Origin of the sequence: Streptomyces sp. NPDC088124 (assembly GCF_040685895.1) — a bacterium.
Classification (GTDB): domain Bacteria; phylum Actinomycetota; class Actinomycetes; order Streptomycetales; family Streptomycetaceae; genus Streptomyces.
The window spans coordinates 74,846-97,172 of the sequence record NZ_JBFBJB010000034.1 but is presented as its reverse complement, the minus strand read 5'-3'; the positions used below and the strand labels follow the sequence as shown (position 1 = coordinate 97,172).

The 22,327-nt window shown below is 69.7% G+C and carries 21 protein-coding genes and 3 pseudogenes; 20 read left to right on the top strand and 4 right to left on the bottom strand.

Translation table 11 applies throughout. From position 1 onward, the window contains the following. Positions 1 to 12: 12 nt before the first annotated feature. From aroA to AB0P17_RS26640, 6 genes and pseudogenes are all read left to right on the top strand, one after another. A pseudogene (gene aroA, locus AB0P17_RS26665) lies at positions 13 to 1,280 on the top strand (3-phosphoshikimate 1-carboxyvinyltransferase). Beyond that, positions 1,277 to 2,380, top strand: coding sequence for a Gfo/Idh/MocA family oxidoreductase (locus AB0P17_RS26660; RefSeq protein WP_365814449.1), 1,104 nt, complete (start codon positions 1,277 to 1,279; stop codon positions 2,378 to 2,380). The pseudogene aroA and the gene AB0P17_RS26660 overlap by 4 nt, the downstream one beginning before the upstream one ends. Before the next feature lie 31 nt (positions 2,381 to 2,411). Next, positions 2,412 to 3,608: a DegT/DnrJ/EryC1/StrS family aminotransferase gene (locus AB0P17_RS26655; RefSeq protein ID WP_365814448.1), complete on the top strand. Its 1,197-nt coding sequence runs from the start codon at positions 2,412 to 2,414 to the stop codon at positions 3,606 to 3,608. Continuing rightward, the gene (locus AB0P17_RS26650; RefSeq protein WP_365814447.1) at positions 3,593 to 4,243 is read left to right on the top strand and encodes a hypothetical protein; all 651 of its coding nucleotides are present in this window, start codon (positions 3,593 to 3,595) and stop codon (positions 4,241 to 4,243) included. The genes AB0P17_RS26655 and AB0P17_RS26650 overlap by 16 nt, the downstream gene beginning before the upstream one ends. Before the next feature lie 17 nt (positions 4,244 to 4,260). Continuing rightward, positions 4,261 to 5,076, top strand: a pseudogene (locus tag AB0P17_RS26645) (FAD-binding oxidoreductase); the annotation flags it as partial. 37 nt (positions 5,077 to 5,113) lie between these two features. Next, a pseudogene (locus tag AB0P17_RS26640) lies at positions 5,114 to 5,671 on the top strand (tyrosine-type recombinase/integrase); the annotation flags it as partial. A gap of 67 nt (positions 5,672 to 5,738) precedes the next feature. Here AB0P17_RS26640 and AB0P17_RS26635 read toward each other — a convergent pair. After that, the gene (locus AB0P17_RS26635) at positions 5,739 to 6,314 is read right to left on the bottom strand and encodes a hypothetical protein (protein WP_365814446.1); all 576 of its coding nucleotides are present in this window, start codon (positions 6,312 to 6,314) and stop codon (positions 5,739 to 5,741) included. A gap of 116 nt (positions 6,315 to 6,430) precedes the next feature. On the opposite strand from AB0P17_RS26635, the gene hemL reads away from it, so the two are divergent. From hemL to ccsB, 7 genes are all read left to right on the top strand, one after another. After that, positions 6,431 to 7,774, top strand: coding sequence for a glutamate-1-semialdehyde 2,1-aminomutase (gene hemL, locus AB0P17_RS26630; protein WP_365814445.1), 1,344 nt, complete (start codon positions 6,431 to 6,433; stop codon positions 7,772 to 7,774). Next, positions 7,771 to 8,478 carry a histidine phosphatase family protein gene (locus AB0P17_RS26625; RefSeq protein ID WP_365814444.1) on the top strand — a complete coding sequence of 236 codons (708 nt, stop codon included), beginning with the start codon at positions 7,771 to 7,773 and terminating at the stop codon, positions 8,476 to 8,478. The genes hemL and AB0P17_RS26625 overlap by 4 nt, the downstream gene beginning before the upstream one ends. A gap of 174 nt (positions 8,479 to 8,652) precedes the next feature. Beyond that, entirely contained in the window at positions 8,653 to 9,951 is a 1,299-nt protein-coding gene (locus AB0P17_RS26620; RefSeq protein WP_365814443.1) for a hypothetical protein, read from the top strand. Positions 9,952 to 10,065: 114 nt separating this feature from the next. Then, entirely contained in the window at positions 10,066 to 10,686 is a 621-nt protein-coding gene (locus AB0P17_RS26615; RefSeq protein WP_365814442.1) for a TlpA disulfide reductase family protein, read from the top strand. Between the two features lie 94 nt (positions 10,687 to 10,780). Beyond that, on the top strand, positions 10,781 to 11,491 hold the full coding sequence (locus AB0P17_RS26610; protein WP_365814468.1) for a cytochrome c biogenesis protein CcdA: 711 nt from the start codon (positions 10,781 to 10,783) through the stop codon (positions 11,489 to 11,491). A 34-nt stretch (positions 11,492 to 11,525) separates the two neighbouring features. Next, positions 11,526 to 13,355: a cytochrome c biogenesis protein ResB gene (locus tag AB0P17_RS26605; protein WP_365814441.1), complete on the top strand. Its 1,830-nt coding sequence runs from the start codon at positions 11,526 to 11,528 to the stop codon at positions 13,353 to 13,355. 65 nt (positions 13,356 to 13,420) lie between these two features. Then, positions 13,421 to 14,443, top strand: a complete 1,023-nt coding sequence (ccsB, locus tag AB0P17_RS26600; RefSeq protein ID WP_365814467.1) for a c-type cytochrome biogenesis protein CcsB — start codon at positions 13,421 to 13,423, stop codon at positions 14,441 to 14,443. 156 nt (positions 14,444 to 14,599) lie between these two features. Here the strand turns inward: ccsB and AB0P17_RS26595 are convergent, their stop codons facing one another. Together AB0P17_RS26595 and AB0P17_RS26590 are read right to left on the bottom strand one after the other, a co-directional pair. Further along, positions 14,600 to 15,076, bottom strand: coding sequence for a nucleoside deaminase (locus tag AB0P17_RS26595; RefSeq protein WP_365814440.1), 477 nt, complete (start codon positions 15,074 to 15,076; stop codon positions 14,600 to 14,602). Then, positions 15,076 to 15,522, bottom strand: a complete 447-nt coding sequence (locus AB0P17_RS26590; RefSeq protein WP_365814439.1) for a PLD nuclease N-terminal domain-containing protein — start codon at positions 15,520 to 15,522, stop codon at positions 15,076 to 15,078. The genes AB0P17_RS26595 and AB0P17_RS26590 overlap by 1 nt, the downstream gene beginning before the upstream one ends. An 86-nt stretch (positions 15,523 to 15,608) precedes the next feature. Here AB0P17_RS26590 and AB0P17_RS26585 point away from each other — a divergent pair, with 86 nt between their 5' ends. Beyond that, positions 15,609 to 17,060: a menaquinone biosynthesis decarboxylase gene (locus tag AB0P17_RS26585; protein WP_365814438.1), complete on the top strand. Its 1,452-nt coding sequence runs from the start codon at positions 15,609 to 15,611 to the stop codon at positions 17,058 to 17,060. Continuing rightward, on the top strand, positions 17,057 to 17,959 hold the full coding sequence (gene mqnP / locus AB0P17_RS26580; protein WP_365814437.1) for a menaquinone biosynthesis prenyltransferase MqnP: 903 nt from the start codon (positions 17,057 to 17,059) through the stop codon (positions 17,957 to 17,959). The genes AB0P17_RS26585 and mqnP overlap by 4 nt, the downstream gene beginning before the upstream one ends. A gap of 27 nt (positions 17,960 to 17,986) precedes the next feature. Here mqnP and AB0P17_RS26575 read toward each other — a convergent pair whose 3' ends face one another. Then, positions 17,987 to 18,523 carry a rhomboid family intramembrane serine protease gene (locus AB0P17_RS26575; protein ID WP_365814466.1) on the bottom strand — a complete coding sequence of 179 codons (537 nt, stop codon included), beginning with the start codon at positions 18,521 to 18,523 and terminating at the stop codon, positions 17,987 to 17,989. Between the two features lie 185 nt (positions 18,524 to 18,708). Here AB0P17_RS26575 and AB0P17_RS26570 point away from each other — a divergent pair, with 185 nt between their 5' ends. The 5 genes from AB0P17_RS26570 to AB0P17_RS26550 all read left to right on the top strand — a co-directional run bounded on the left by AB0P17_RS26570 (position 18,709) and on the right by AB0P17_RS26550 (position 22,325). Continuing rightward, positions 18,709 to 19,482 (top strand): UbiX family flavin prenyltransferase, encoded by a 774-nt coding sequence (locus AB0P17_RS26570; RefSeq protein ID WP_365814436.1) that lies wholly within the window; start codon positions 18,709 to 18,711, stop codon positions 19,480 to 19,482. 123 nt (positions 19,483 to 19,605) lie between these two features. Then, positions 19,606 to 20,058 (top strand): Lrp/AsnC family transcriptional regulator, encoded by a 453-nt coding sequence (locus tag AB0P17_RS26565; RefSeq protein WP_365814435.1) that lies wholly within the window; start codon positions 19,606 to 19,608, stop codon positions 20,056 to 20,058. 126 nt (positions 20,059 to 20,184) lie between these two features. Next, entirely contained in the window at positions 20,185 to 21,378 is a 1,194-nt protein-coding gene (gene mqnE, locus AB0P17_RS26560) for an aminofutalosine synthase MqnE (protein WP_365814434.1), read from the top strand. A gap of 13 nt (positions 21,379 to 21,391) precedes the next feature. Next, positions 21,392 to 21,922 carry a GNAT family N-acetyltransferase gene (locus AB0P17_RS26555; protein ID WP_365814433.1) on the top strand — a complete coding sequence of 177 codons (531 nt, stop codon included), beginning with the start codon at positions 21,392 to 21,394 and terminating at the stop codon, positions 21,920 to 21,922. 94 nt (positions 21,923 to 22,016) lie between these two features. After that, positions 22,017 to 22,325, top strand: coding sequence for a DUF4229 domain-containing protein (locus AB0P17_RS26550; protein WP_365814432.1), 309 nt, complete (start codon positions 22,017 to 22,019; stop codon positions 22,323 to 22,325). The last annotated feature ends 2 nt before the right edge of the window (positions 22,326 to 22,327 follow it).

Below are 22,327 nucleotides of genomic sequence, written 5' to 3'. Positions count from 1 at the left end.
GAGATCTTCCGTATGGTTGCCACCGTTGTACCTGTCCCCGGATCGAAGTCGATCACGAACCGCGCTCTTTTCCTGGCCGCCGCCGCCCGAGGCCGGACGGTCCTGCGCCGACCGCTGGTGGCCGATGACACCGAAGCGTGTGCCGAAGCACTGAACCGGCTCGGTTACGCCGTCAGCACGGCCGATCCGGACCGGTGGGAGATCGTTGGCCGCCCGGCCGGCCCCGCGCCGAAGGCAGAGGTGCACACCCGGGACGGAGCGACCGGCGCGCGTTTCCTGCCTGCCCTGGCCGCCGCCGGCACGGGACGTACCGCTTCGACGCCTCGGAACAGATGCGCCGTCGCCCCATCACTCCGCTGCTGGACGCCCTGCGCCGACTCGGGGCGCGGATCGACGGAGACCGAATCCCGTACACCCTGTACTCGGACGGCCTGGCCGGCGGCGAACTCACCTTGGACGCAGGGGTATCGAGCCAATACCTGACCGCGCTGCTTCTGGCGGGACCGTTGACCCGCGAGGGGCTGACCATCGAGGTCACCCGGCTGGTGTCCGCCCCGTACATCGAGATCACGCTGCGCATGATGCGTACCTTCGGAGCCACGGTCGAGCGCGACGGTGACACCTTCCGTATCGAGCCGAGCGGATACACCAGCCCCGGCACGCTCGACATCGAACCGGATGCCTCGACCGCCAGCTACTTCCTGGCAGCGGCGGCGCTCACCGGCCGTACGGTCACCGTCCCCGGCCTGGGAGCCGACTCACCCCAGGGCGATCTCGGGTTCGCGAACGTACTGGCCGACATGGGCGCCGACGTCTCCATCCAGGCGGACGCGGTCACTGTCACCGGGCCGGAACGGCTCGCCGGCATCACCGTCGACCTGCACCACATGTCCGACACCATGCCCACGCTGGCCGCGATCGCGCCGTACGCCACCGGTCCCGTACGGATCGAGAACATCCACAACACCCGCGTCAAGGAGTGTGACCGCCTGGAGGCGTGCGCGGTCAATCTGCGGACGCTCGGCGTTCCGGTGACCACGGGCGACGACTGGATCGAGATCACCCCCGCGCAGCCCACCGGCGGCCGGGTGGAGACGATGCGCGATCACCGCATCGCGATGGCGTTCTCCGTGCTCGGACTGCGCGCGTCCGGGGTCGAGTTGGACGACCTGGAGTGCGTGATCAAGACCTGCCCCGACTTCCACCGGATGCTGTCCGGGCTCGTCGCCGACTGGGAGCGCGAGGACGAGAAGCATGCGGACGGGGAGCGCGGCGAGTGAGCCCGCGGTGGCGTGTGCTGGTCGTCGGCTGCGGCTGGATATCCCGACAGGTCCACCTGCCGTACCTGGCCAGACTCCGCGCCAGGGGCGGACTGCGGTCGCTGTACGTGGCCGACGCCGCCCCGGACCGGGCGGCGCGTGCAGCACGGGACTTCGGAGCCGAGGTGCACACGGGGGCGCTGGAGCGCGCCGAAGCCGACGTCGTCCTTGTGGCCACGCCCCCGGCCGACCATGCCGCCCTCACCCTGCGGGCGCTGGCGGCAGGTGCGCGGGTGATCGTGGAGAAGCCGCTCGCGCTCACCACCGGCGACGCGGCGATGGTCCTGGCCGCGGCGCGCCACCACGGTGGTGGGGTCTATCCCCTCTATACGATGCGCCACCGCCCGGAGGCCGTACTCATCCGCCGCGCGCTCGCTCAACGCATTGGGTCGGCAAAGGAGATACACGCCTGGTGGCTCCGCCGGGCCGGGGTGCCCGCCACGCAGGGAGGCACAGAGGCCGGGGTGCTGTGGGACCTCGGCTCCCATCTGGTGGACCTCGCGCTGTGGCTGCCGGAGTGGTACGCAGCCACCGGCACCACTGGTACGGCACTGGCCGAACACCAGCATCCGGCAGCGGCCACGAGTGGAGACCCCCGCGCCGGATGGCAGCGTCAGGAGCCGGTGGCGCAGGTGGTCCCGACACCGAAATGGCACGGCGTACGGGCCCAGGCCACCCTCACCCCGGGGCGCCGCCTGCGCGTGGAAGCGTCCTGGGCCGCTCCCGGAGCCCGGCGGGACCGGTCCCGTATCGACATCGTCGGTGAGCGGGCGACGCTGACATGGCGCACGGTGCTCGGCTGGAGCCCGGACCGGCGCACCGTACCCGGCCCCGCGTTGTGGATCACCGCCCCCGACGGTCGCGAGCAGGTGCTGCTCCACGACCAGCCCCGTGACCCGCATGTCGAGTACACCACCCAACTCGATGCCGCCTTCGCCGCGTTCACTGTCGACGATGCCACGGGTCCACTGGAGGCGGCGTACGCGAGTACCGCCCTCCTCCACGCGATGCGGACCAGCCTCGACACGGCCGAGCCCGCCCCTTTCGACACCCGCGGCTGACCACCTTGACTCCCCGAAGGAGCACCGGACCATGCCCCTCGCCCTCCTCGGCGGCCCGCCGACCCGCACCCGCCCCTTCGCCCCCTGGCCGTCCGTGAACACCGCGACCCGCAAGGCCCTGATCGCCGCGCACGACTCCGGCATGTGGTGGCAGAACGGCGACAGCACCGCCGAGGAACTGGAGGTCTGGCTGGAAGCCGAGTTCGGACGCCGGGTGATCGCCGTCTCCAGCGGCACCGCCGCGCTCGAACTCGCCCTGGCCTCCCTTGGCATCGGACACGGCGACGAAGTCCTCGTACCGGCTTGTACGTTCGTCTCCTCGGCCGCCGCCGTCAGTGCGCGTGGCGCACTCCCGATCCCGGTCGACATCGACCCGGCCACCTTCACCCTGGACACCGGGATCGCCGAGGCGGCGATCACCAGCCGCACCCGTGCGATCATCCCCGTCCACCTGGCCGGACACCCCGCCGACCTGACAGCCATCACCGCCCTCGCCCGCCGTCACCACCTCGCGGTCATCGAGGACGCGGCCCAGGCAGTCGCCGCCTCCTGGGACGGCACCCGCGTCGGTACCGCGACCGATGCCACCGTCCTGTCCTTCCAGGCCGCCAAGCTCTTACCCGGCGGCGACGGCGGAGCCCTGCTGTTACGCGACGAACAGACCGCTCGCCGGGCCGAACGGCTCGCCAACTGCGGTCGCCCGCGCGGCAGCAGCGCGTACGACCACGAACTCCTCGGCACCAACGCCCGTATCAGCGTCTTCACCGCCGCGCTGGTCCTCGCGCACACGCGGACGTACGAGCACATGTGGCGCGCCCGTGACGGCCAGTGGCACGCACTGGCCCAAGCCCTGGTGGATCGGGGGCACGGCGGGTTGCTCACCCAGCCGCATCCGAAGGCCACCCGGCATGACCACTACGCCGTCCTCCTACGGCTCCCGGTCTCGCTGACCGAGCGCGGGGTGCGGGCGTCCACGGTGGCTGCGGCGTTGACCGCGGAGGGGATTCCGGCCCGAACGTTGTTCCCGCCGTGGCAGTCCACCCCCGCCTACCGCGACGAGCCGCAGGTCAGCGTCGTCCCCACCTCGCGAGCGTTCGAGGCCGCCGCCACGACCGTGACGTTGCCACATCAGCTTCTGCTGGACCCGTACTTCCCGGCGCAGACGGCATCCGCGTTGAGCAAGATCATCGTGGCCGTGGACGATCTGATCGCATGGCAGCAGATCTGATGCTGCCCTCGGCCATCGATCCCGAGCGAGTCGTCCTCGAAGTTCCGCATCTCGGCCATGCCCAGACTCCCTGGCGGTGGTTCGAGATCGACCTCGACCACATCACCGACCGTGACCTGTTGTGTACGCCCCGCGGGTCTCAGCGGATACGAGCGAGCGCCATGACCCGGCACCACAGGCCCGAGGCTGTTGCCCGCCACCTGGCTCGCCCACGCGGTACGGCCCTCACGCATGTGCAGTTCGAGGTACGAGACAGGAGAGAGGCGCGTCGTACCACCGCGCTCATCCGCGCGGCCGGTCTGTCACCGCTTCCCGCCATCCATCTCTCCGAGCCGCCACACGGCATCGACGACTTACGGCGCCCGCTCGCACTCCTTGCCGGGCTTGGGGCGGAACTGATCAAACTGGCCTTCCTGGCCCCCGGCGCGCGCCACATCGCCGCAGGAATCTCCCTCATCACCGAACCCGGGTCGCTCGAAGCCGAGTTGGCGCTGGTTCCCATGGGCACGCCCGAAGGCCGTGCCGCCGCCTACGCGGCCGGTTCCCGGCTCATCTGGGTCCCACCCCAGCCCGACGGTGAACGCTGGACCGCCGGTCAGCTCCTCCCGCGGCTCACCCCTTCCCCTCTCCTCTGATCCGAAGGAAGTCCGTCATGCCTCAGCCGCAACGCGCCGACGTCCTCGTCGTTGGCGCCGGGATCATCGGCTCCGCCATCGCCCTCGCTCTCGCGGACCACGGACAGACCGTGATCTGCGCCGACGAGCCCGCCGCCGTCCTGGGTACGGCGTCCAGCGCCGCCGGGGCCATGCTCGGCGTCCTCGGCGAGGTCACCGCCGACCAGGACACCGCTGCCGGCAGCCTCGACGAGGCCGAATTACGCCTGCGTCATGATTCGGCGGCAGCCTGGCCCGCTCTCACCGATCGGATCGCCGAACTCACCGGCGTCCGACCGTGGATCCATCGGGGTACGGCGGTGATCGCCACCACAGCCAGGGCCGGCGACCGTACGAACCTGAGCGCGATCCGTGCCGCGGCCGAGCGCCTCGACCTGCCGTGCCACTCCATCGAACCCGCCGATATCCCCTTCCTGGCGCCCGCCCCCGGCCACGACACCGCCGAAGCGCTGTGGCTGCCCCAGGAGGGGCACGTCGACACCAGCACCCTGCTGCCCGTGGTCCACCGAGCCCTCGCGGCTCACCCGCGAATCCATCTCCTGACCTCGCGCGTCCGCGAGATCGGCCACAAGGGCCACCACGCCACGGGTGCCCTTCTCCGCGACGGCACGTCCGTCCGCGCCGACCACATCGTCCTGGCCGCCGGAGCGGCTACCCAGGAACTCCTCGACGGCCTCGGCCCGATCACCGGTGTCGTCCCCAGGCTGCTGCCCGGCAAGGGCACGAGTCTGGTCTTCCGGGAGCCCGGCCATCCGCTGGAGAACATCGTCATCCGTACGCCCAACCGCGACTTCGCCTGCGGCACCCACCTGATCGGCCGTGCCGACGGCCGTCTTCGCCCTGCCCAAGGGCAACAAGATCCGGTCGGTGCCCTTGCCTGCCCAACTGGCCGCCGCACTCAAGGCCCACATGAAGGAGTTCCCGCCGGTCGAGGTCAGCCTGCCCTGGGCCAAGCCGGACGACGAGCCGAGGACCTTTCGCCTTCTCTTCGTCGACGAGAAGGGGCGGGCCTACAACCGTAGCGTCTTCAACATGGGCGGCTGGAAGCGCGCCTTGGCCGCCGCAGGCGTGATCCCTCCGCGCGAGCGCGGGGCGCGCTACCTACAGGCAGCCCCGGATGACGGCATGCACGCCCTCCGGCATGCCTACGCCTCCGTGCTCCTGGACGCGGGGGAGAGCATCAAGGCGCTCTCCGAGTTCCTGGGCCACTCGGACCCCGGCTTCACCCTGCGGACATACACGCACCTGTTGCCGTCGAGCGAGACCCGCACCCGCAAGGCGATCGACGACGCCTTCACAGAAGCGGAGCCTGACAGTGGCGGAGAGGCCCAGGGCACATCAGCGCCCTCACCGAAACCCATGTGCCCTCAATGTGCCCTGGCCGCCTGACGGCCCCTCCGTCAGCACGCAGAAGGCGGAGCCCGAAAGCCCCGCCTAATCCGCAAGAAATACCAGCTCAGGGCCACACCAGGCAGTACGGCTGATGCCCCGCCTCGTGCAGGCGGACCGAGAAGTCCTGCCATTCGTGCAGCAGTTGGTAGACGTTGTACGCGTCCTTCGGGCCGCCCCGGTCCGGGACCGTCGACCAGATGAAGGCCGCCGCGCCCACCGATTCCTCGCCGATGCCGCGCAGCGGGTCCACCACCGTCATCGGGAGCTTCACCACCGCGTAATCCGGGTGGAGCACGACCAGTTCGAGGGGCGGGACCTTGTGCAGGGGCATGCCCTGAATGCCCGTCAGGACCATCGCCGCTATCGTCTCGGGCTTGATCTTCGTGAACATTCCGCCCATGCCCAGCTCGTCGCCGCCCAGTTCCTCCGGGCGCATGGAGGTGGGGACACGGGCCGCCGTGGCTCCGTCGGGCGCGCCGAAGTATTTGTAGGTCACCCCCATCCGGCCACCACTCCTGATTTCCGGAGCCTCCTCGCGCGCCTCGCGCTCGGGGCGCTCGCCGCGTCGGTGTTTTCCACGCCGGGCAGGCTCGGGTCCCAGGTCGTCCGTCCCCTCGCCCAGTCCGCCACCGCGATGCATATCTCCACCCGACCACTCGCAGCCCCGGCCGCGCAACCCGATCATCGTGACAGTGACCTCCCCCACGAACGTCCGGTGAAACACCTGTCCGCGGATACGTCCGAGCCTCTGACACCATGGATTGCGTGAGCTTTCCATATGACGCCCCAGTTTCGCAGACACTCTTTGACCGTGCGGCTCTTGTGACGCCCGGAGGCGTGAACTCTCCCGTCCGCGCCTTCCGGGCGGTGGGTGGTACGCCCCGGTTCATGGTGTCCGGTAATGGTCCATACCTCATCGATGCGGACGGTCGGGAATATGTCGACCTCGTCTGCTCCTGGGGGCCGATGATTCTCGGTCATTCCCATCCGGAAGTGATCGCGGCCGTACAGGCCGCGGTCGCGCGCGGTACCTCCTTCGGTACGCCCGGTGAGGGTGAGGTCGCGCTCGCCGAGGAGATCGTGGCCCGGATCGCGCCCGTCGAGCAGGTGCGGCTCGTGTCGTCCGGTACCGAGGCGACCATGTCGGCCATCCGGCTCGCCCGCGGCTTCACCGGGCGGGCGAAGGTCGTGAAGTTCGCCGGCTGCTACCACGGGCACGTCGACGCGCTCCTCGCCGCGGCGGGCTCCGGCGTCGCGACGTTCGGGCTGCCGGACACCCCCGGGGTGACCGGTGCGCAGGCCGGGGACACGATCGTCCTGCCGTACAACGATCTCGACGCCGTGCGCCGGGCCTTCGCCGCGCATCCCGGCGAGATCGCCTGCGTGATCACCGAGGCGTCGCCGGGCAACATGGGCGTCGTACCGCCGAGGGACGGGTTCAACGCCGGGCTCAAGGAGATCTGCGCCGCCGACGGCGCGCTGTACATCTCCGACGAGGTGATGACCGGGTTCCGTACGTCCAAGGCCGGCTGGTACGGCGTCGACGGTGTCGCGCCCGACCTGATGACCTTCGGCAAGGTCATGGGCGGCGGCTTCCCCGCCGCCGCGTTCGGTGGCCGCGCCGACGTCATGGGGCGGCTCGCCCCCGCCGGGCCCGTCTACCAGGCGGGCACGCTCTCCGGGAACCCGGTCGCCACCGCCGCCGGCCTCGCGCAGCTCCGGCTGCTCGACGACGCCGCGTACGAGAAGGTCGACGCGGTCTCCGCGCAGATCCAGGGGCTCGTCACGGAGGCGCTGAGCAAGGAGGGCGTGGCCCACCGGCTGCAGACGGCGAGCAACATGTTCTCCGTCTTCTTCACGGCCGACGAGGTACGTGACTACGAGGGGGCCAAGCGGCAGGAGTCCTTCCGCTTCACCGCCTTCTTCCACTCGATGCTCGCCGACGGCGTCTATCTGCCGCCGTCGTCCTTCGAGTCCTGGTTCGTCTCCACCGCCCACGACGACCGGGCCGTCGAGCGGATCGCCGCGGCGCTGCCCGCCGCCGCCCGTGCCGCCGCCGAGGCCACGGACCCCGACACCCAGCCGGAGAGTGCCGCATGAGTCAGAGTGCAGGGAACAGCGCGGCGAACGGTGAGGAGATCACCGTCGTCCATCTGATGCGGCACGGCGAGGTGCACAACCCGGACGGTGTCCTGTACGGCAGACGCCCCGGCTACCACCTCTCCGAGCTGGGGCGCCGGATGGCCGACCGGGTCGCCGAGCACCTCGCGGACCGGGACATCACCCATGTCGTCGCCTCCCCGCTGGAGCGCGCGCAGGAGACCGCCGCCCCGATCGCCAAGACGCACGGGCTGACCCTCGACACCGACCGCCGGCTGATCGAGGCGGCGAACGTCTTCGAGGGCAAGACGTTCGGCGTCGGCGACGGCGCGCTGCGCCGACCGGGCAACTGGAAGTACCTCACCAATCCCTTCCAGCCGTCCTGGGGGGAGCCGTACGTCGACCAGGTCGTACGGATGATGGGCGCGCTGACCGCGGCGCGGGACGCGGCCCGCGGTCACGAGGCCGTCTGCGTCAGTCACCAGCTGCCGATCTGGATCGTGCGGAGCTTCGTCGAGCGGCGCAGGCTCTGGCACGACCCGCGGCGGCGGCAGTGCACGCTCGCCTCGCTGACGAGCTTCACGTATCAGGGCGACAGGATCGTCTCGGTCGGCTATTCCGAGCCGGCCCGCGATCTCGTACCGGCGCACCTGCTCGCCGGTGCCAAGCCGGTGAAGGGCGGCGCCAAGGCGTTCGGTGCCTGAGGTCGGCCGACCGCCCGCCTGAGGCGACTGTTTCTGTCACAGTCGCTGTTACGTGCGTAAAGATGTGACGTGTTGAGGAACCTCCGCGTTCGGTAGCAGCTCCTACGAGTTGCCGCTTGTAAGACTTGTATGAGCGGCGTACTTACGGACGAACGAGCGCGGATGGGATCTGTAATGCGCCACATCAGTCGGAGGAGTCTGCTGGGAGCTGGAGTGGGAGCCGCGGCGGCGATGGGTATCGCGGGCTGCTCCACCGGCCAGACCGCGTCCAGCGGGAGTGGTACGGACAAGTCCGACGGCGGAAGCGGAAAGCCGGACGGGGGCTCCGGGGCCAAGGAAGGCCGGCGCATCGGGGACGGTTCCACCTCCGACACCGGGAAGCAGCCCCACCAGCCGAAGGCGCCGGTCTCGCTGGAGCCCGGCGAGACTCCGCCGCAGTTCGTGGTCTTCTCCTGGGACGGGGCGGGCGAGGTCGGCAACGGCCTCTTCCCCCGCTTCCTCGAACTCGCCAAGGACCACGGCGCCGCGATGACCTTCTTCCTCTCGGGGCTCTACATGCTGCCCGAGTCGAAGAAGACCCTCTACCGCCCGCCGAACAACCCCGTCGGCGCCTCCGACATCGGTTATCTCACCGACCCCCACGTCAAGGACACCATCAAGAACATCCGTCAGGCGTGGCTGGACGGCCATGAGATCGGCACGCACTTCAACGGCCACTTCTGCGGCGGCTCCGGCACCGTCGGGAACTGGACCTCCGAGCAGTGGCGCAACGAGATAGACCAGGCCGTCTCCTTCGTCACGGAATGGCGTACGAACACCGGCTGGACCGACCTCGACCCGCTGCCCTTCGACTACCGCAAGGAACTGATCGGCGCCCGTACGCCGTGCCTGCTCGGCCAGGAGAACCTGCTGCCGACGGCCAAGAAGCTGGGCTGGAGGTACGACGCGAGCTCCCCCGGCGGTACCCAGGTCTGGCCGGACAAGCTCCAGGGGATATGGAATTTCCCGCTGCAGGCCGTGCCGTTCCCCGGGCATTCCTTCGAAGTGCTCTCCATGGACTACAACATTCTCGCCAACCAGTCGAAGAACTCGACCAACGGAATGCCCTCGCGCTATCCGGAATGGCGCAAGCAGGCCACCGGTGCCTATCTCGCCGGATTCAACCGCGCGTATGAGACGAATCGCGCGCCGTTCTTCATCGGGAACCACTTCGAGCAGTGGAACGGCGGTATCTACATGGACGCCGTGGAGGAGGCGCTGAAGGGAATGGCGGGCAGGAAGGACGTACGGCTGGTGTCCTTCCGGCAGTTCACCGACTGGCTCGATGTCCAGGACCCGGCCGTCCTCGACAGGCTCCGCGGCCTCGGTGTCGGACAGGCGCCCACCGGCGGCTGGAACGCCTATATGAAGACGGCCACCGCCGGATCCGCCACCGGCGGGGACAGCGTCGGCGGAGCCGGAACCGACGGCTGATCCACCGGGATTTCGGGCACCGCCGAAACGTCCGGAGAAGTCTTTACATCGGGCTTTTACGGGCACTCAGGGGGGTGCCCAAGATCCCCGAATCGCCCATGCGAAACTTTTCACATGAACTCAGGCCGCGCCCCACGACGCCGTCCGGACCGTCGCCTCCGCGCCATCCTGCCCCTCGTCGTCGCCGTATCGGCGATGACGCTCTCGGCCTGCGGCAGCGGCGGCAAGTCCGGCGGCGGCGGTGACACCAACTTCGTGACGAACACCGGCGGCATCTCCACCGTCGCGGCGGCGGACCGCCGGCCCGTCAACAAGATCGAGGGCGAGACCCTCGAAGGCGAGAAGCTCGACATCGCCGATCTCAAGGGCAAGATCGTCGTGATGAACGTCTGGGGCTCCTGGTGCCCGCCCTGCCGCGCCGAGGCCCCGCACTTCGCGAAGGTGGCCAAGGAGACCGAGTCGAAGGGCGTGGCCTTCGTCGGGATCAACACCCGGGATGCCAACAAGGGCCCCGCGCTCGCCTTCGAGAAGGACTACGGCATCGGCTATCCGAGCCTGTACGACCCGGCGGGCAAGCTCATCGTCAGCGGCTTCCCCAAGGGCAGCCTGAACCCGCAGTCGATCCCCTCCACGATCGTGCTCGACCGCGAGGGGAAGATCGCGGCGCGCTCGCTGATGGCGCTCAACGAGGAGAAGCTGCGGAAGATGATCGACCCGCTGATCGCGGAGAAGTGATCCCGTGCAGTTTCAGCTCCAGGGCGACCGCCTCGCCCAGGTCCAGTTCCTCGCGGAGGCGACGGGCGGGAACGACACGGTCACCAGCGGGGCGCTGCTGATCGCGCTGCCGATCGCGCTGCTGGCCGGGCTGGTCTCGTTCTTCTCCCCGTGTGTGCTGCCGCTCGTGCCCGGCTATCTCTCGTACGTCACCGGCGTCAGCGGCACCGACCTGGCGGACGCCCGGCGCGGGCGGATGCTCGCCGGCGCCTCCCTCTTCGTCGTCGGTTTCACCGCGGTCTTCGTCTCGGGCGGGGCGCTCTTCGGCTACTTCGGCAGCACGCTCCAGGAGTACCGCGGACCCCTCTCCCAGATCCTCGGCGTGCTCATGATCATCATGGGTGTGTTCTTCATGGGCATGATGCCCTGGATCACCCAGCGCGAATTCCGCTTCCACCGGCGTCCGGTGACCGGCCTCGCGGGCGCCCCGCTGCTCGGCGCGCTCTTCGGGATCGGCTGGACGCCCTGCCTCGGTCCGACGTTCTCCTCCGTCAACGCGCTGGCGTTCGACCAGGCGAGCGCCGGCCGCGGGGCCATACTGACCGTCGCGTACTGCCTGGGGCTCGGTGTGCCGTTCGTGCTCGGCGCGGTGGCCTTCCGCAAGGCGCTCGGCGCGTTCGCCTGGATCAAGCGCCATTACACCTGGGTGATGCGGATCGGCGGCGGCATGATGATCGCGACCGGTCTGCTGCTGGTGACCGGTGCGTGGGACAGCATCGTGCAGGCGACACAGACCTGGTCCAACGGCTTCACGGTGGGGATCTAGTTCCATGAGCAAGGCGTCCACGAGCGGGAAATCCATGAGCGACACGGACAAAAAGGGCACAGCGGCGGACGAGGGAACGGGCAAGGGCACCGGTGTGGACCCCGCCACAAGCACGGACCCGGACACGGCCGCGGAAACGGACCCGAAGGCGGACCCGGAGGCCGGAGGCGACAGCGCCGCCCCCGCCGACGCCCGCGAACTCGGCGCCGCCGGCTCCCAGCTCTCCACCGCCCCCCGCGAGGAGCGTTACGAGAGCGTCGTCGGCGGCCCCACCCTCGGGATCATCGGCTGGGCCCGCTGGTTCTGGCGGCAGCTCACCTCCATGCGCGTCGCGCTGATCCTCCTCTTCCTGCTCTCCCTCGGCGCCATCCCCGGCTCCCTGATCCCGCAGACCAGCGTCGACGAGCTCAAGGTCCAGGACTTCAAGGACCGCCACGAGACGCTCACGCCGATCTACGACAAGCTCCAGCTCTTCGACGTCTACAGCTCGGTGTGGTTCTCCGCGATCTACATCCTGCTGTTCATCTCGCTCATCGGCTGCATCGTCCCGCGCACCTGGCAGTTCGTCGGCCAGTTGCGGGGCCGACCGCCGGGCGCCCCCAAGCGGCTCACCCGGCTGCCCGCGTACACCACGTGGCGCACCACCGCCGAGCCCGAGGACGCCCGTACCGCCGCGCTCGCGATCCTGAAGAAGCGCCGCTTCCGCGCCCACACCGTCGGTGACGCCGTCGCCGCCGAGAAGGGGTACCTCCGCGAGGCCGGGAACCTGGTCTTCCATATCTCGCTGATCGTGATGCTCCTCGCCTTCGCCGCCGGCCAGCTCTACAAGTCCGAGGGCGGCAAGCTCGTCGTCGAGGGCGACGGCTTCGCCAACACCCTCACCCAGTACGACGACTTCAGGTCCGGCTCCCTCTTCGACACCAACGACCTCGCGCCCTTCAGCTTCCGGCTCGACAAGTTCGTCGGTACGTACGAGCGCAACGGCCCCCAACTCGGCACGCCCCGCACGTACCAGGCGAACATCCACTACACCGACGGCGCGGAGGGCGAGGAACGCAAGTCGGTCATCAAGGTCAACAAGCCGCTTGAGGTGGACGGCTCCAAGGTCTATCTGATCGGTCACGGGTACGCGCCCGTCGTCACCGTCAGGGACGGCCGTGGCGAGGTGGTCTTCAACGGCGCGGTGCCGCTGCTGCCGATCGACAGCAATGTCTCGTCCACGGGCGCCATCAAGGTGATGGACGGCTACCGGGACAAGAACGGCAAGAAGGAACAGCTCGGCTTCGCCGCGTTCTTCGTGCCCACCTACGGCGGCGGGGAGGGCGGCGCGAACAAGATGTTCTCGCGGTTCCCCGCGCTCGACTTCCCGGTGCTCAACGTGGGCGCGTACCACGGCAGTCTCGGTGTCGACGCCGGAATGCCGCAGAACGTGTACCAGCTCGACACCCGCAAGATGAAGGCGTTCAAGGACGCCAAGGGCGACGTGCTGAAGAAGACCCTGCTGCCGGGCGACAAGCTCACCCTGCCGGACGGCGCCGGATCGATCACCTTCGAGAAGGACGTCAAGGAGTGGGCGACGTTCCAGATCTCGCACCAGCCCGGTGACGCCTGGGCGCTCGCCGGGGCGGTCGGGGCCATCGCGGGGCTGGCCGGATCGCTCTTCATCCAGCGGCGCCGGGTCTGGGTCCGGGCTGTGCGGGGCGCCGACGGCGTCACCGTTGTCGAGATGGCGGGCCTCGGCCGCAGCGAGTCCGCCAAGCTCCCCGAGGAACTGGCCGTCCTGGCCCACACCCTCCATTCAGAGGCGCCCAGCGCGCCTGCAGCCGCACGTGAGACCGACGAAGCCGAAGGGGCCGAGAAGTGACTCTCGCCGCCGCAGCAACCAACGAAAGCCTGGCGCAGACCAGCAACGTCCTGATCTATTCGGCGATGGCCGTCTACATGCTGGCGTTCTTCGCCCATATCGCCGAGTGGCTGTTCGGCAGCCGCAGCAAGGTCGCCCGTACGGCAGCCGCACTGACCGGTGACGCCAAGGGCGGCGCGGCGAACGGCGCCCGGATCAAGGCCGAGCAGCGCGGCGGGGCCACCGCCGTCCTGGAGCGGCCGAAGATCATCACCCGTTCCGCCACCGGGGCCCGCGACCTCCCGGACGGCCCCGGCGCGGCGGGCGGTGACGTACAGGGCGACCTGTACGGCCGGATCGCCGTCTCTCTCACCGTCCTCGCCTGGGCGATCGAGGCGGCGGGTGTGGTCACCCGCGCGCTGTCCGTACAGCGGGCGCCGTGGGGCAACATGTACGAGTTCAACATCACCTTCACCACGGTCGTCGTCGGGGTGTACCTCGGCCTCCTCCTGCTGAAGAAGAACGTCCGCTGGCTCGGCCTCCCGCTGATCACCACGGTCCTGCTCGACCTCGGCCTCGCGGTCACCGTCCTCTACACCGCCAGCGACCAGCTGGTGCCGGCCCTGCACTCGTACTGGCTGTGGATCCACGTCTCCACCGCGATCTTCTGCGGCGCGGCCTTCTACGTCGGCGCGGTCGCCACGCTGCTCTACCTCTTCCGGGAGCGGTACGAGTCCAAGCTGGCCGCCGGGGTGAAGCCGGGCGCCGTCGCCACCTCCGTGATGGAGCGGCTGCCCGCCTCGCCGACGCTCGACAAGTTCGCGTACCGCGTGAACGCCGCCGTGTTCCCGCTCTGGACCTTCACGATCATCGCGGGCGCGATCTGGGCGGGCGACGCGTGGGGCCGCTACTGGGGCTGGGACCCCAAGGAGGTCTGGTCCTTCATCACCTGGGTCGCCTTCGCCGCGTATCTGCACGCGCGCGCGACGGCCGGCTGGAAGGGCCGCAAGGCCGCCTACCTGGCGCTGATCGCCTTCGGCTGCTGGCTGTTCAACTACTACGGCGTCAACATCTTCGTCAACGGGAAGCACTCGTACGCGGGCGTCTGACGCGCGGAAACCGGCACAGGGAGGCGCCCCGCGCGGATCACTTCCGCGCGGGGCGCCTCCCTGTCGTACGGCGGCCTCAGCCCCCGTACGGCGGTCTCAGCGCTCGTACGGCGGCTCAGCCTTCGTACGGGCGGTCTCAGTCCTTGTACGGCGGGCTCAGGCCTCGCCGGTGTCGCCGATGTCCTCGTGCCACAGCTCCGGGCTCCGCGCGATGAACTCCCTCATCAGCGCCACGCACTCCGCCGCGTCGAGCAGCACGATCTCCACGCCGTGCTCCGCGAGCCAGTCATGGCCGCCGTGGAAGGTCTCCGCCTCGCCGATCACCACGCGCGAGATCCCGAACTGCCGTACCAGGCCACTGCAGTACCAGCACGGCGAGAGCGTCGTCACCATCGTCGTGCCCCGGTACGAGCGCTGCCGTCCCGCCGCGCGGAACGCGGCCGTCTCGGCGTGCAGCGACGGATCGCCGTCCTGTACGCGGCGGTTGTGGCCCCGGCCGAGCAGGGTCCCGTCCGCGCCGTACAGCGCCGCGCCGATCGGGATGCCGCCCTCGGCCAGCCCGGCGCGTGCCTCGGCGACGGCGGTCGCCAGCCACTCCCGCGCCCGCGCGGTGCCCGGTCCCCGGGCGCCCATCAGGACTTCGGCGGGGTGTCGTCGGCGCTGCCGCCGCCCTTTTCGCGCCGCTCGATCTCCTTCTCGCGGCGGCGCAGCTCCGCCTCCCACCGCTCAAGATGCGCGGACCCGTCGTCCTCGGGCGCCTTGGCGGCCCTGCCCTGGGCGGCGTCGCCGTCGCCGGCGCCCGCGCCCTCGTCGTCGGCGGAGGGCTTCTTGTCCTTGAGGGAGTTCAGGAAGTCCGGGTTGTCGTCCGGCGCCACCCAGCCGCCGCCCCGCGCCTTCGGCGTCCGCTCGCGCCCCACGATCAGCCAGGACACCGACCCGACCAGAGGGAAGAGCAGCACCAGGATCGCCCAGATGGGCTTCGGGAGATACCGGATCTCCTTCTCCTCGGTGGTGATGCAGTCGATGAACGCGTAGATGCTGAGAGCCAGCGGCACCAGAATCATCAGCCCCCGAAGCATGGAGCTCCCCCTGGTAAGTGGAGTTCGAGACCGGATCGCGGCCCCCGTGACAAGTCCAGCGTACCGAGTAGCAGATACTGGAGCGTATGGCTTACGACGATCTTCGCTCGCTCCTCCGGGCGCTGGAGCGCGACGGCGACCTCAAGCGCGTCAAGACCGAAGTCGACCCGCATCTGGAAGTCGGGGAGATCGTGGACCGGGTGAACAAGGCCGGCGGGCCCGCGCTGCTCTTCGAGAACGTGCGCGGCTCGTCCATGCCGCTGGCGATGAACGTGTACGGGACGGACCGCCGCCTGCTCAAGGCGCTCGGGCTCACCTCGTACAGCGACATCAGCGACAAGATCGGCGGGCTGCTCAAGCCCGAACTGCCGCAGGGCTTCGTCGGGGTGCGCGAGGCGTTCGGGAAGCTCGGCGCGATGACCCATGTCCCGCCGAAGAAGATCAAGCACGCGCCCGTCCAGGATGTCGTCCTCACGGGTGACGACGTCGATCTCGACCAGTTGCCCGCGCTGTTCACCTGGCCCCAGGACGGCGGAGCCTTCTTCAACCTCGGGTTGACGCACACCAAACACCCGGAGACCGGTGTCCGCAATCTCGGGCTCTACCGGCTCCAGCGCCATGACCGGCGCACCATCGGGATGCACTGGCAGATCCACAAGGACAGCCGGAACCACTACCAGGTGGCGGCCAAGCGCGGGGAGCGGCTGCCGGTCGCGATCGCGTTCGGCTGCCCGCCGGCCGTGACGTACGCCTCGACCGCGCCGCTGCCCGGCGACATCGACGAGTACCTGTTCGCGGGGTTCGTGCAGGGGCAGCGGATCGAGATGGTCGACTGCAAGACCGTGCCGCTCCAGGTCCCGGCCAACGCCGAGGTGGTCCTGGAGGGATGGCTGGAGCCCGGGAAGACGCTGCCGGAGGGCCCGTTCGGGGACCACACCGGCTTCTACACCCCGCAGGAGGAGTTCCCCGCGCTCACCATCGACTGTGTGACGATGCGGGAGCGGCCGCTGCTGCAGTCGATCGTGGTCGGCCGGCCGCCGACGGAGGACGGGCCGCTGGGGCGCGCGACGGAACGGTTCTTCCTGCCGCTGTTGAAGATCATCGTGCCGGACATCGTGGACTACCACCTGCCCGAATCGGGAGGGTTCCACAACTGTGCGATCGTTTCGATCGACAAGAAGTACCCCAAGCACGCCCAGAAGGTGATGCACGCGATCTGGGGCGCGCACATGATGTCGCTGACCAAGCTGATCGTGGTCGTCGACGCGGACTGCGATGTGCACGATCTGCACGAGGTGTCCTGGCGGGCGCTGGGCAACACCGACTACGCGCGCGACCTCACCGTCGTGGAGGGCCCGGTCGACCATCTCGACCACGCGTCGTACCAGCAGTTCTGGGGCGGCAAGGCGGGGATCGACGCGACGCGCAAGCTCCCCGAGGAGGGGTACACCCGGGACGGCGGCTGGCCGGAGATGGTCGAGTCCGACCCGGAGACGGCGGCGAAAGTCGACCGCCGGTGGAGGGAGTACGGGCTGTGACCAGCGCAGCGGCGGCAGTACCGCAGCCGGGCCGGACGAAGGCGTTCCTGCGGCTGGTGATGATCGAGCACTCGGTCTTCGCACTGCCCTTCGCCTACATCGCCGCGCTGACCGCGATGTTCCAGCTCGACGGGAACGTCCACTGGGGCCGGCTGCTGCTGGTCACGGTCGCGATGGTCGGGCTCCGTACGTTCGCGATGGCGTGCAACCGGATCATCGACCGGGAGATCGACGCGCGCAATCCGCGCACAGCGGGGCGCGAGCTGGTGACGGGCGCCGTCTCCGTGCGCTCCGCGTGGACGGGCGCGCTGATCGCCGTCGTCATATTCCTCGGGGCGGCGGCGGCGCTCAATCCGCTCTGTCTGGCGCTCGCGCCGATCGCCGTGATCCCGATGGTGGTCTATCCGTACGGGAAGCGGTTCACCAACTTCCCGCACGCCATCCTCGGGGTCGCCCAGGCCATGGGCCCGGTCGGCGCCTGGCTCGCGGTCACCGGGAGCTGGTCGTGGGAGGCGGTGATCCTGGGCCTGGCGGTGGGGATCTGGATCGGCGGCTTCGACCTGATCTTCGCCTGCCAGGACGTACAGGCGGACCGGGCGCACGGGGTGCTGTCCGTACCGGCGCGCTTCGGCATCCCGGCGGCGCTGTACGGGGCGCGCGCGTCCCATGTGGTGACGACGGTGCTGCTGGTCTGGTACGCGCTGGCCACCGGCGCGGGGGTGTTCTTCTGGACCGGGCTGGTGATCGTCGTGGGTGCCTTCCTCTACGAGCACACGATCGTGAAGCCGCACGACCTGTCGCGCCTGAACCGGGCGTTCTTCTCCGTGAACGGGTTCATCGGGATCGCCCTGTTCGTGTGCGCGCTGCTGGATCTGCTGGTGCGCGGCCTCACCCTGTGACGGGCCCCGGGGCGGCTCTGGGCCGCCTCAGCCTATGAGTTCGTTCATGGGCGGCTTCCTGCGGAACATGAAGGCGGCCATGACGCCGCCTATCAGCCCGAAGAGATGGCCCTGCCAGCTCACCGCCGGGTTGGTCGGCAGGACGCCCCAGAGCGCCGAGCCGTAGACCGCCAGCACCAGCAGCCCCGTCACCATGTCCACCGCGCTGCGGTCCACGAAGCCGCGCACCAGCAGATAGCCGAGCAGGCCGAAGACCACGCCCGAGGCGCCCGCCGTGACGGAGTGGTCGGCGGCGGTGATCCAGACGCCGAGACCGCCGACGACCATGATCGTCAGCACCACGGCGGCGAACCGGCGCAGCCCGTTCAGCGCGGCGAGGAAGCCGAGGATCAGCAGCGGCACGGTGTTGGACGCGAGGTGGTCGAAGCCGTGGTGCAGGAACGCCATCGGGATGATGTCCCGCAGCTCGCCGAACTCGCGCGGGCTCAGCCCGTACGTACTCAGCGAGCCCGTCGCGCTGTTGAAGGCCTCCAGGATCCAGAGCAGCGCGACCCAGCCGGCCATGAGAGCGGCCGCGCCCTTCACCCGGTCGGTGCGGGTGCGCGGGGTCGATGTGGTCGGGTCGACGGGCGAGTACGGCATCGCAGGCCCCCCTGAGGTCCACGGTGATCCATGTGTTCCGTTGTGCGGAGAACGTCCGGGACCCGGCCCTCGGTTCCCGGCCGGGCCCGCCGGATAGGCTCGGTGCCGTGAAGCCCGGATCGTACGCAGACCACCGCACCCCGCACCCGACGGAGCGGCCGAGGCGGCCCTGGGTCGTCGGGGTCTCCGGCGCGTCCGGGACGCCGTACGCCGCCGCCGTGCTGCGCGGGCTGCTGGCGGCCGGCGAGAGCGTCGATCTCGTCGTCAGCAGGGCGTCCCGGCTGACCCTGCTCGACGAGACGGGCACCGGTTTCCGGGACGCGCACTGGCGGGAGGACCTGGCCGCCTGGCTGGCGCGCGGCGCCGACGGCAAGCCGGACACCTTCACCGGCGGGTCGGCGCCCGACCTCTCGGATGTCCGCTACTGGGCCGCCGGGGACCTGGCCGCCGGGCCGTCCTCCGGCTCGTACGCGTCGAAGGGGATGCTGATCGTCCCCGCGTCCACGGCGTGCGTGGCCGGGGTGGCGCTCGGGCTCTCGAAGGACCTGCTCCAGCGCGCGGCGAGCGTGACGCTGAAGGAGCGCCGGAAGCTGGTCGTCACCGTACGGGAGACGCCGCTGAACGGGCAGACGCTGGAGCACCTGGTGGCGCTGGACCGGGCGGGCGCCGTGGTGCTGCCCGCCTCCCCGGCGTTCTACGCGGGCGCGACCCACATCCAGGACCTGGTCGACTTCGTCGCGGGGCGGGTGCTGGACGCGGCGGGGGTGGCGCACGGGCTGTACCGCCGCTGGGAGGGGGAGCTGGGAGGCCCGGGGGGCTCGGGAGGCGCGGAGGGCTCGGGAGGGCTCGGGAGGGCCGGGGGGGCCGGGAGGCTCGCGTGAGCGGTGAGCCTGGGCTGATCATTTCCTGGACCATTTGCTAAATTCGCAGGACCTCACCTCTTCATGCCTTAGATTCTCTCTATAACTTTGCGGAATTGCTGAACAATGGAAGGTTTCATACCTATGGACGCCGTGGATCGGCAGCTCATCCAGGCCCTCAGGGAGAACGGCAGAGCCTCCTACGCCGAACTGGGCCGGCTCGTCGGGCTCTCCGGGCCCAGCGTCACCGACCGCATCAACCGGCTCGAAGCGGCGGGCGTCATCACCGGCTACCGCGCCACGGTCGCCTCCGCCTCGCTCGGCCTCGGGGTCACCGCGCTGATCGGGATCTCGCTCTCCGACGCCGCCGACCACGAGGACGTGGCGCGCCGGCTGCGCGACCTCGGGGAGATCGAGGACTGCTGGTTCATCGCGGGCGACGACTCGTTCATGCTCAAGGTCCGCGCGAGCGACGTCGACGGTCTGGAGAAGACGATCCGGCGGCTGAGCGGCACCAAGGGCGTCTCCCGGACCCGTACGACCATCGTCCTCTCCACGAAGTGGGAGAACCGGGTGGGTGAACTGCCCGAGGACTGACCGGGGACCGGCCCAACAGGGCTGACCGAGGGCCGGCCGGGGGCCGGCCGAACAGGGCTGACCGAGGGGCGCCTCGGGTTCTGTCGGTCCGGGGGCGTAGGCTCGACTGGCCCGATTGGTAGACGTATGGGAGGCGGCCTGATGACTGCATCTGTCCAAGATGTGGGTCTCAAGCGCGAGCTGGAAGCCAAGGTCCTGGCCGGTGAGCGGCTGACGCGCGAGGACGGCATCGCCCTGTACGAGTCGGACGACCTCGCCTGGCTCGGCGGACTCGCCCACGAGGTACGGACCCGCAAGAACGGTGACGTGGTCCACTTCAACGTCAACCGGCACCTCAACATGACGAACGTATGCACCGCGTCGTGCGCGTACTGCTCGTTCCAGCGCAAGCCGGGCGAGAAGGACGCGTACACGATGCGCATCGAGGAGGCCGTCCGCCTCGCCAAGGCGATGGAGGGCGAGAGCCTCACCGAGCTGCACATCGTCAACGGCCTTCACCCGACGCTCCCGTGGCGCTACTACCCCCGCTCGCTCAGCGCGCTGAAGGAAGCCCTTCCGCAGGTCTCCCTCAAGGCGTTCACCGCCACCGAGATCCACCACTTCGAGACGATCTCGGGGCTCTCCGCCTCCGAGATCCTCGACGAACTGATCGAGGCCGGCCTGGAGTCGCTGACCGGCGGCGGCGCCGAGATCTTCGACTGGGAGGTCAGGCAGCACATCGTCGACCACAACACCCACTGGGAGGACTGGTCGCGCATCCACCGCCTCGCGCACGAGAAGGGGCTCAAGACCCCGTGCACGATGCTGTACGGGCACATCGAGGAGCCCCGGCACCGGGTGGACCACGTGCTGCGGCTGCGTGAGCTCCAGGACGAGACCGGCGGCTTCCAGGTCTTCATCCCGCTGCGCTACCAGCACGACTTCGTGGACATGAAGGACGGCAAGATCCGCAACCGCCTCCAGGCGCGCACGTCGATGGCGACGGGGGCCGAGGCGCTGAAGACCTTCGCGGTCTCCCGGCTGCTCTTCGACAACGTCCCGCACGTCAAGGTCTTCTGGGTGATGCACGGCGTGCAGACCGCCCAGCTCGCGCTCCAGCACGGCGCGGACGACATGGACGGCTCGGTCGTCGAGTACAAGATCACGCACGACGCGGACAACTACGGCACGCCCAACAAGCTCGGCCGCGAGGACCTGCTCGACCTCATCCGCGACGCCGGCTTCCGCCCCGTCGAGCGCAATACCCGGTACGAGATCATCCGCGAGTACCCGGGCCCGGACCCGGACCGCCGCGAGACCCCGCAGGCGATGCGGCTCTGAGGCGGGGATTCCGATGGCGCTCGCGTTCGAGCTGGATCCCGCGGTGGACCGCGCCCTGCGGGACGGCGTCCTCGCGCTGTGGACGGACGTCTCCAACGCCGGTGGCGCGGTCGGGTTCGTCCCGCCGGTGACGACCGAGGACATCCGGCCCGAGCTGGTCAGGCACTTCGCGTCGATGGACGAGGGCCGCACCCGGTTGCTGGCCGGGTACGACGAGGCGGGGGACGTCGCCGCGGTGGCGTTCCTCACCCTCAACACCCACCGGCTGATGCGCCACTGGCTCTGGCTCTACACGGTGATGGTCCACCCCCGGTACCAGGGCCGGGGGTACGGCCGCGACCTGATGGCCGCCGCGGCCGACGCGGCGCGCTCCGTCGACGGCATCGAGGCGATCCGGCTCACCTGCCGGGGCGGCACGGGCGCGGACGCGTTCTACGCGGCCTGCGGCTACAAGGAGGTCGGCCGGGTGCCGGACGCGATCCGGGTCGCCCCGGGCGACGACCGCGACGACATCACGATGCTGCTCCCGCTGAACCGGCACTGAACGGCGCGTGCTTCACTGTTCGTACGCCTTTCGGACATTCGAGCATCCCCACATCCCCACATCCGCACATCCAGGAAGAGAGAGAAGGCCCGCCGTGACCGCTGTGAAGACAGGCGCCACCCTCCGGTACACCGCGATGCGCCTGGGCATCTTCGTCGGAAGCTTCGTCGTCGTCGCCGGACTGGTCCAGGTCGGCGTGCTGCCCAAGGGGCTCGGGGACTCGAACTTCATCTGGGTGCTGCTGCTCGCGATCGTCATCTCGGCGCCGCTCAGCTTCGTGCTGCTGCGCAAGCAGCGTGACGCCATGTCCGAGCAGATCGTCGACAAGGTCGGCACCGCGAAGGCCCGGCTGGAGGCCAACCGGTCGCAGGAGGACGGCGCCGCCGTCCAGTCCCAGTCGTAGCG

Coding starts and splice junctions, on each gene's coding strand:
- AB0P17_RS26615 (WP_365814442.1), top strand. CDS start 10,066: ATGAACTCAGGCCGCGCCCCACGACGCCGTCCGGACCGTCGCCTCCGC.
- AB0P17_RS26620 (WP_365814443.1), top strand. CDS start 8,653: ATGCGCCACATCAGTCGGAGGAGTCTGCTGGGAGCTGGAGTGGGAGCC.
- AB0P17_RS26625 (WP_365814444.1), top strand. CDS start 7,771: ATGAGTCAGAGTGCAGGGAACAGCGCGGCGAACGGTGAGGAGATCACC.
- ccsB (WP_365814467.1), top strand. CDS start 13,421: ATGGCCGTCTACATGCTGGCGTTCTTCGCCCATATCGCCGAGTGGCTG.
- AB0P17_RS26575 (WP_365814466.1), bottom strand. CDS start 18,523: ATGGCCGGCTGGGTCGCGCTGCTCTGGATCCTGGAGGCCTTCAACAGC.
- mqnE (WP_365814434.1), top strand. CDS start 20,185: ATGGGAGGCGGCCTGATGACTGCATCTGTCCAAGATGTGGGTCTCAAG.
- AB0P17_RS26655 (WP_365814448.1), top strand. CDS start 2,412: ATGCCCCTCGCCCTCCTCGGCGGCCCGCCGACCCGCACCCGCCCCTTC.
- AB0P17_RS26595 (WP_365814440.1), bottom strand. CDS start 15,076: ATGGGCGCCCGGGGACCGGGCACCGCGCGGGCGCGGGAGTGGCTGGCG.
- AB0P17_RS26590 (WP_365814439.1), bottom strand. CDS start 15,522: ATGCTTCGGGGGCTGATGATTCTGGTGCCGCTGGCTCTCAGCATCTAC.
- hemL (WP_365814445.1), top strand. CDS start 6,431: ATGGATTGCGTGAGCTTTCCATATGACGCCCCAGTTTCGCAGACACTC.
- AB0P17_RS26555 (WP_365814433.1), top strand. CDS start 21,392: ATGGCGCTCGCGTTCGAGCTGGATCCCGCGGTGGACCGCGCCCTGCGG.
- AB0P17_RS26585 (WP_365814438.1), top strand. CDS start 15,609: ATGGCTTACGACGATCTTCGCTCGCTCCTCCGGGCGCTGGAGCGCGAC.
- AB0P17_RS26635 (WP_365814446.1), bottom strand. CDS start 6,314: ATGCATCGCGGTGGCGGACTGGGCGAGGGGACGGACGACCTGGGACCC.
- AB0P17_RS26605 (WP_365814441.1), top strand. CDS start 11,526: ATGAGCGACACGGACAAAAAGGGCACAGCGGCGGACGAGGGAACGGGC.
- AB0P17_RS26565 (WP_365814435.1), top strand. CDS start 19,606: ATGGACGCCGTGGATCGGCAGCTCATCCAGGCCCTCAGGGAGAACGGC.
- AB0P17_RS26650 (WP_365814447.1), top strand. CDS start 3,593: ATGGCAGCAGATCTGATGCTGCCCTCGGCCATCGATCCCGAGCGAGTC.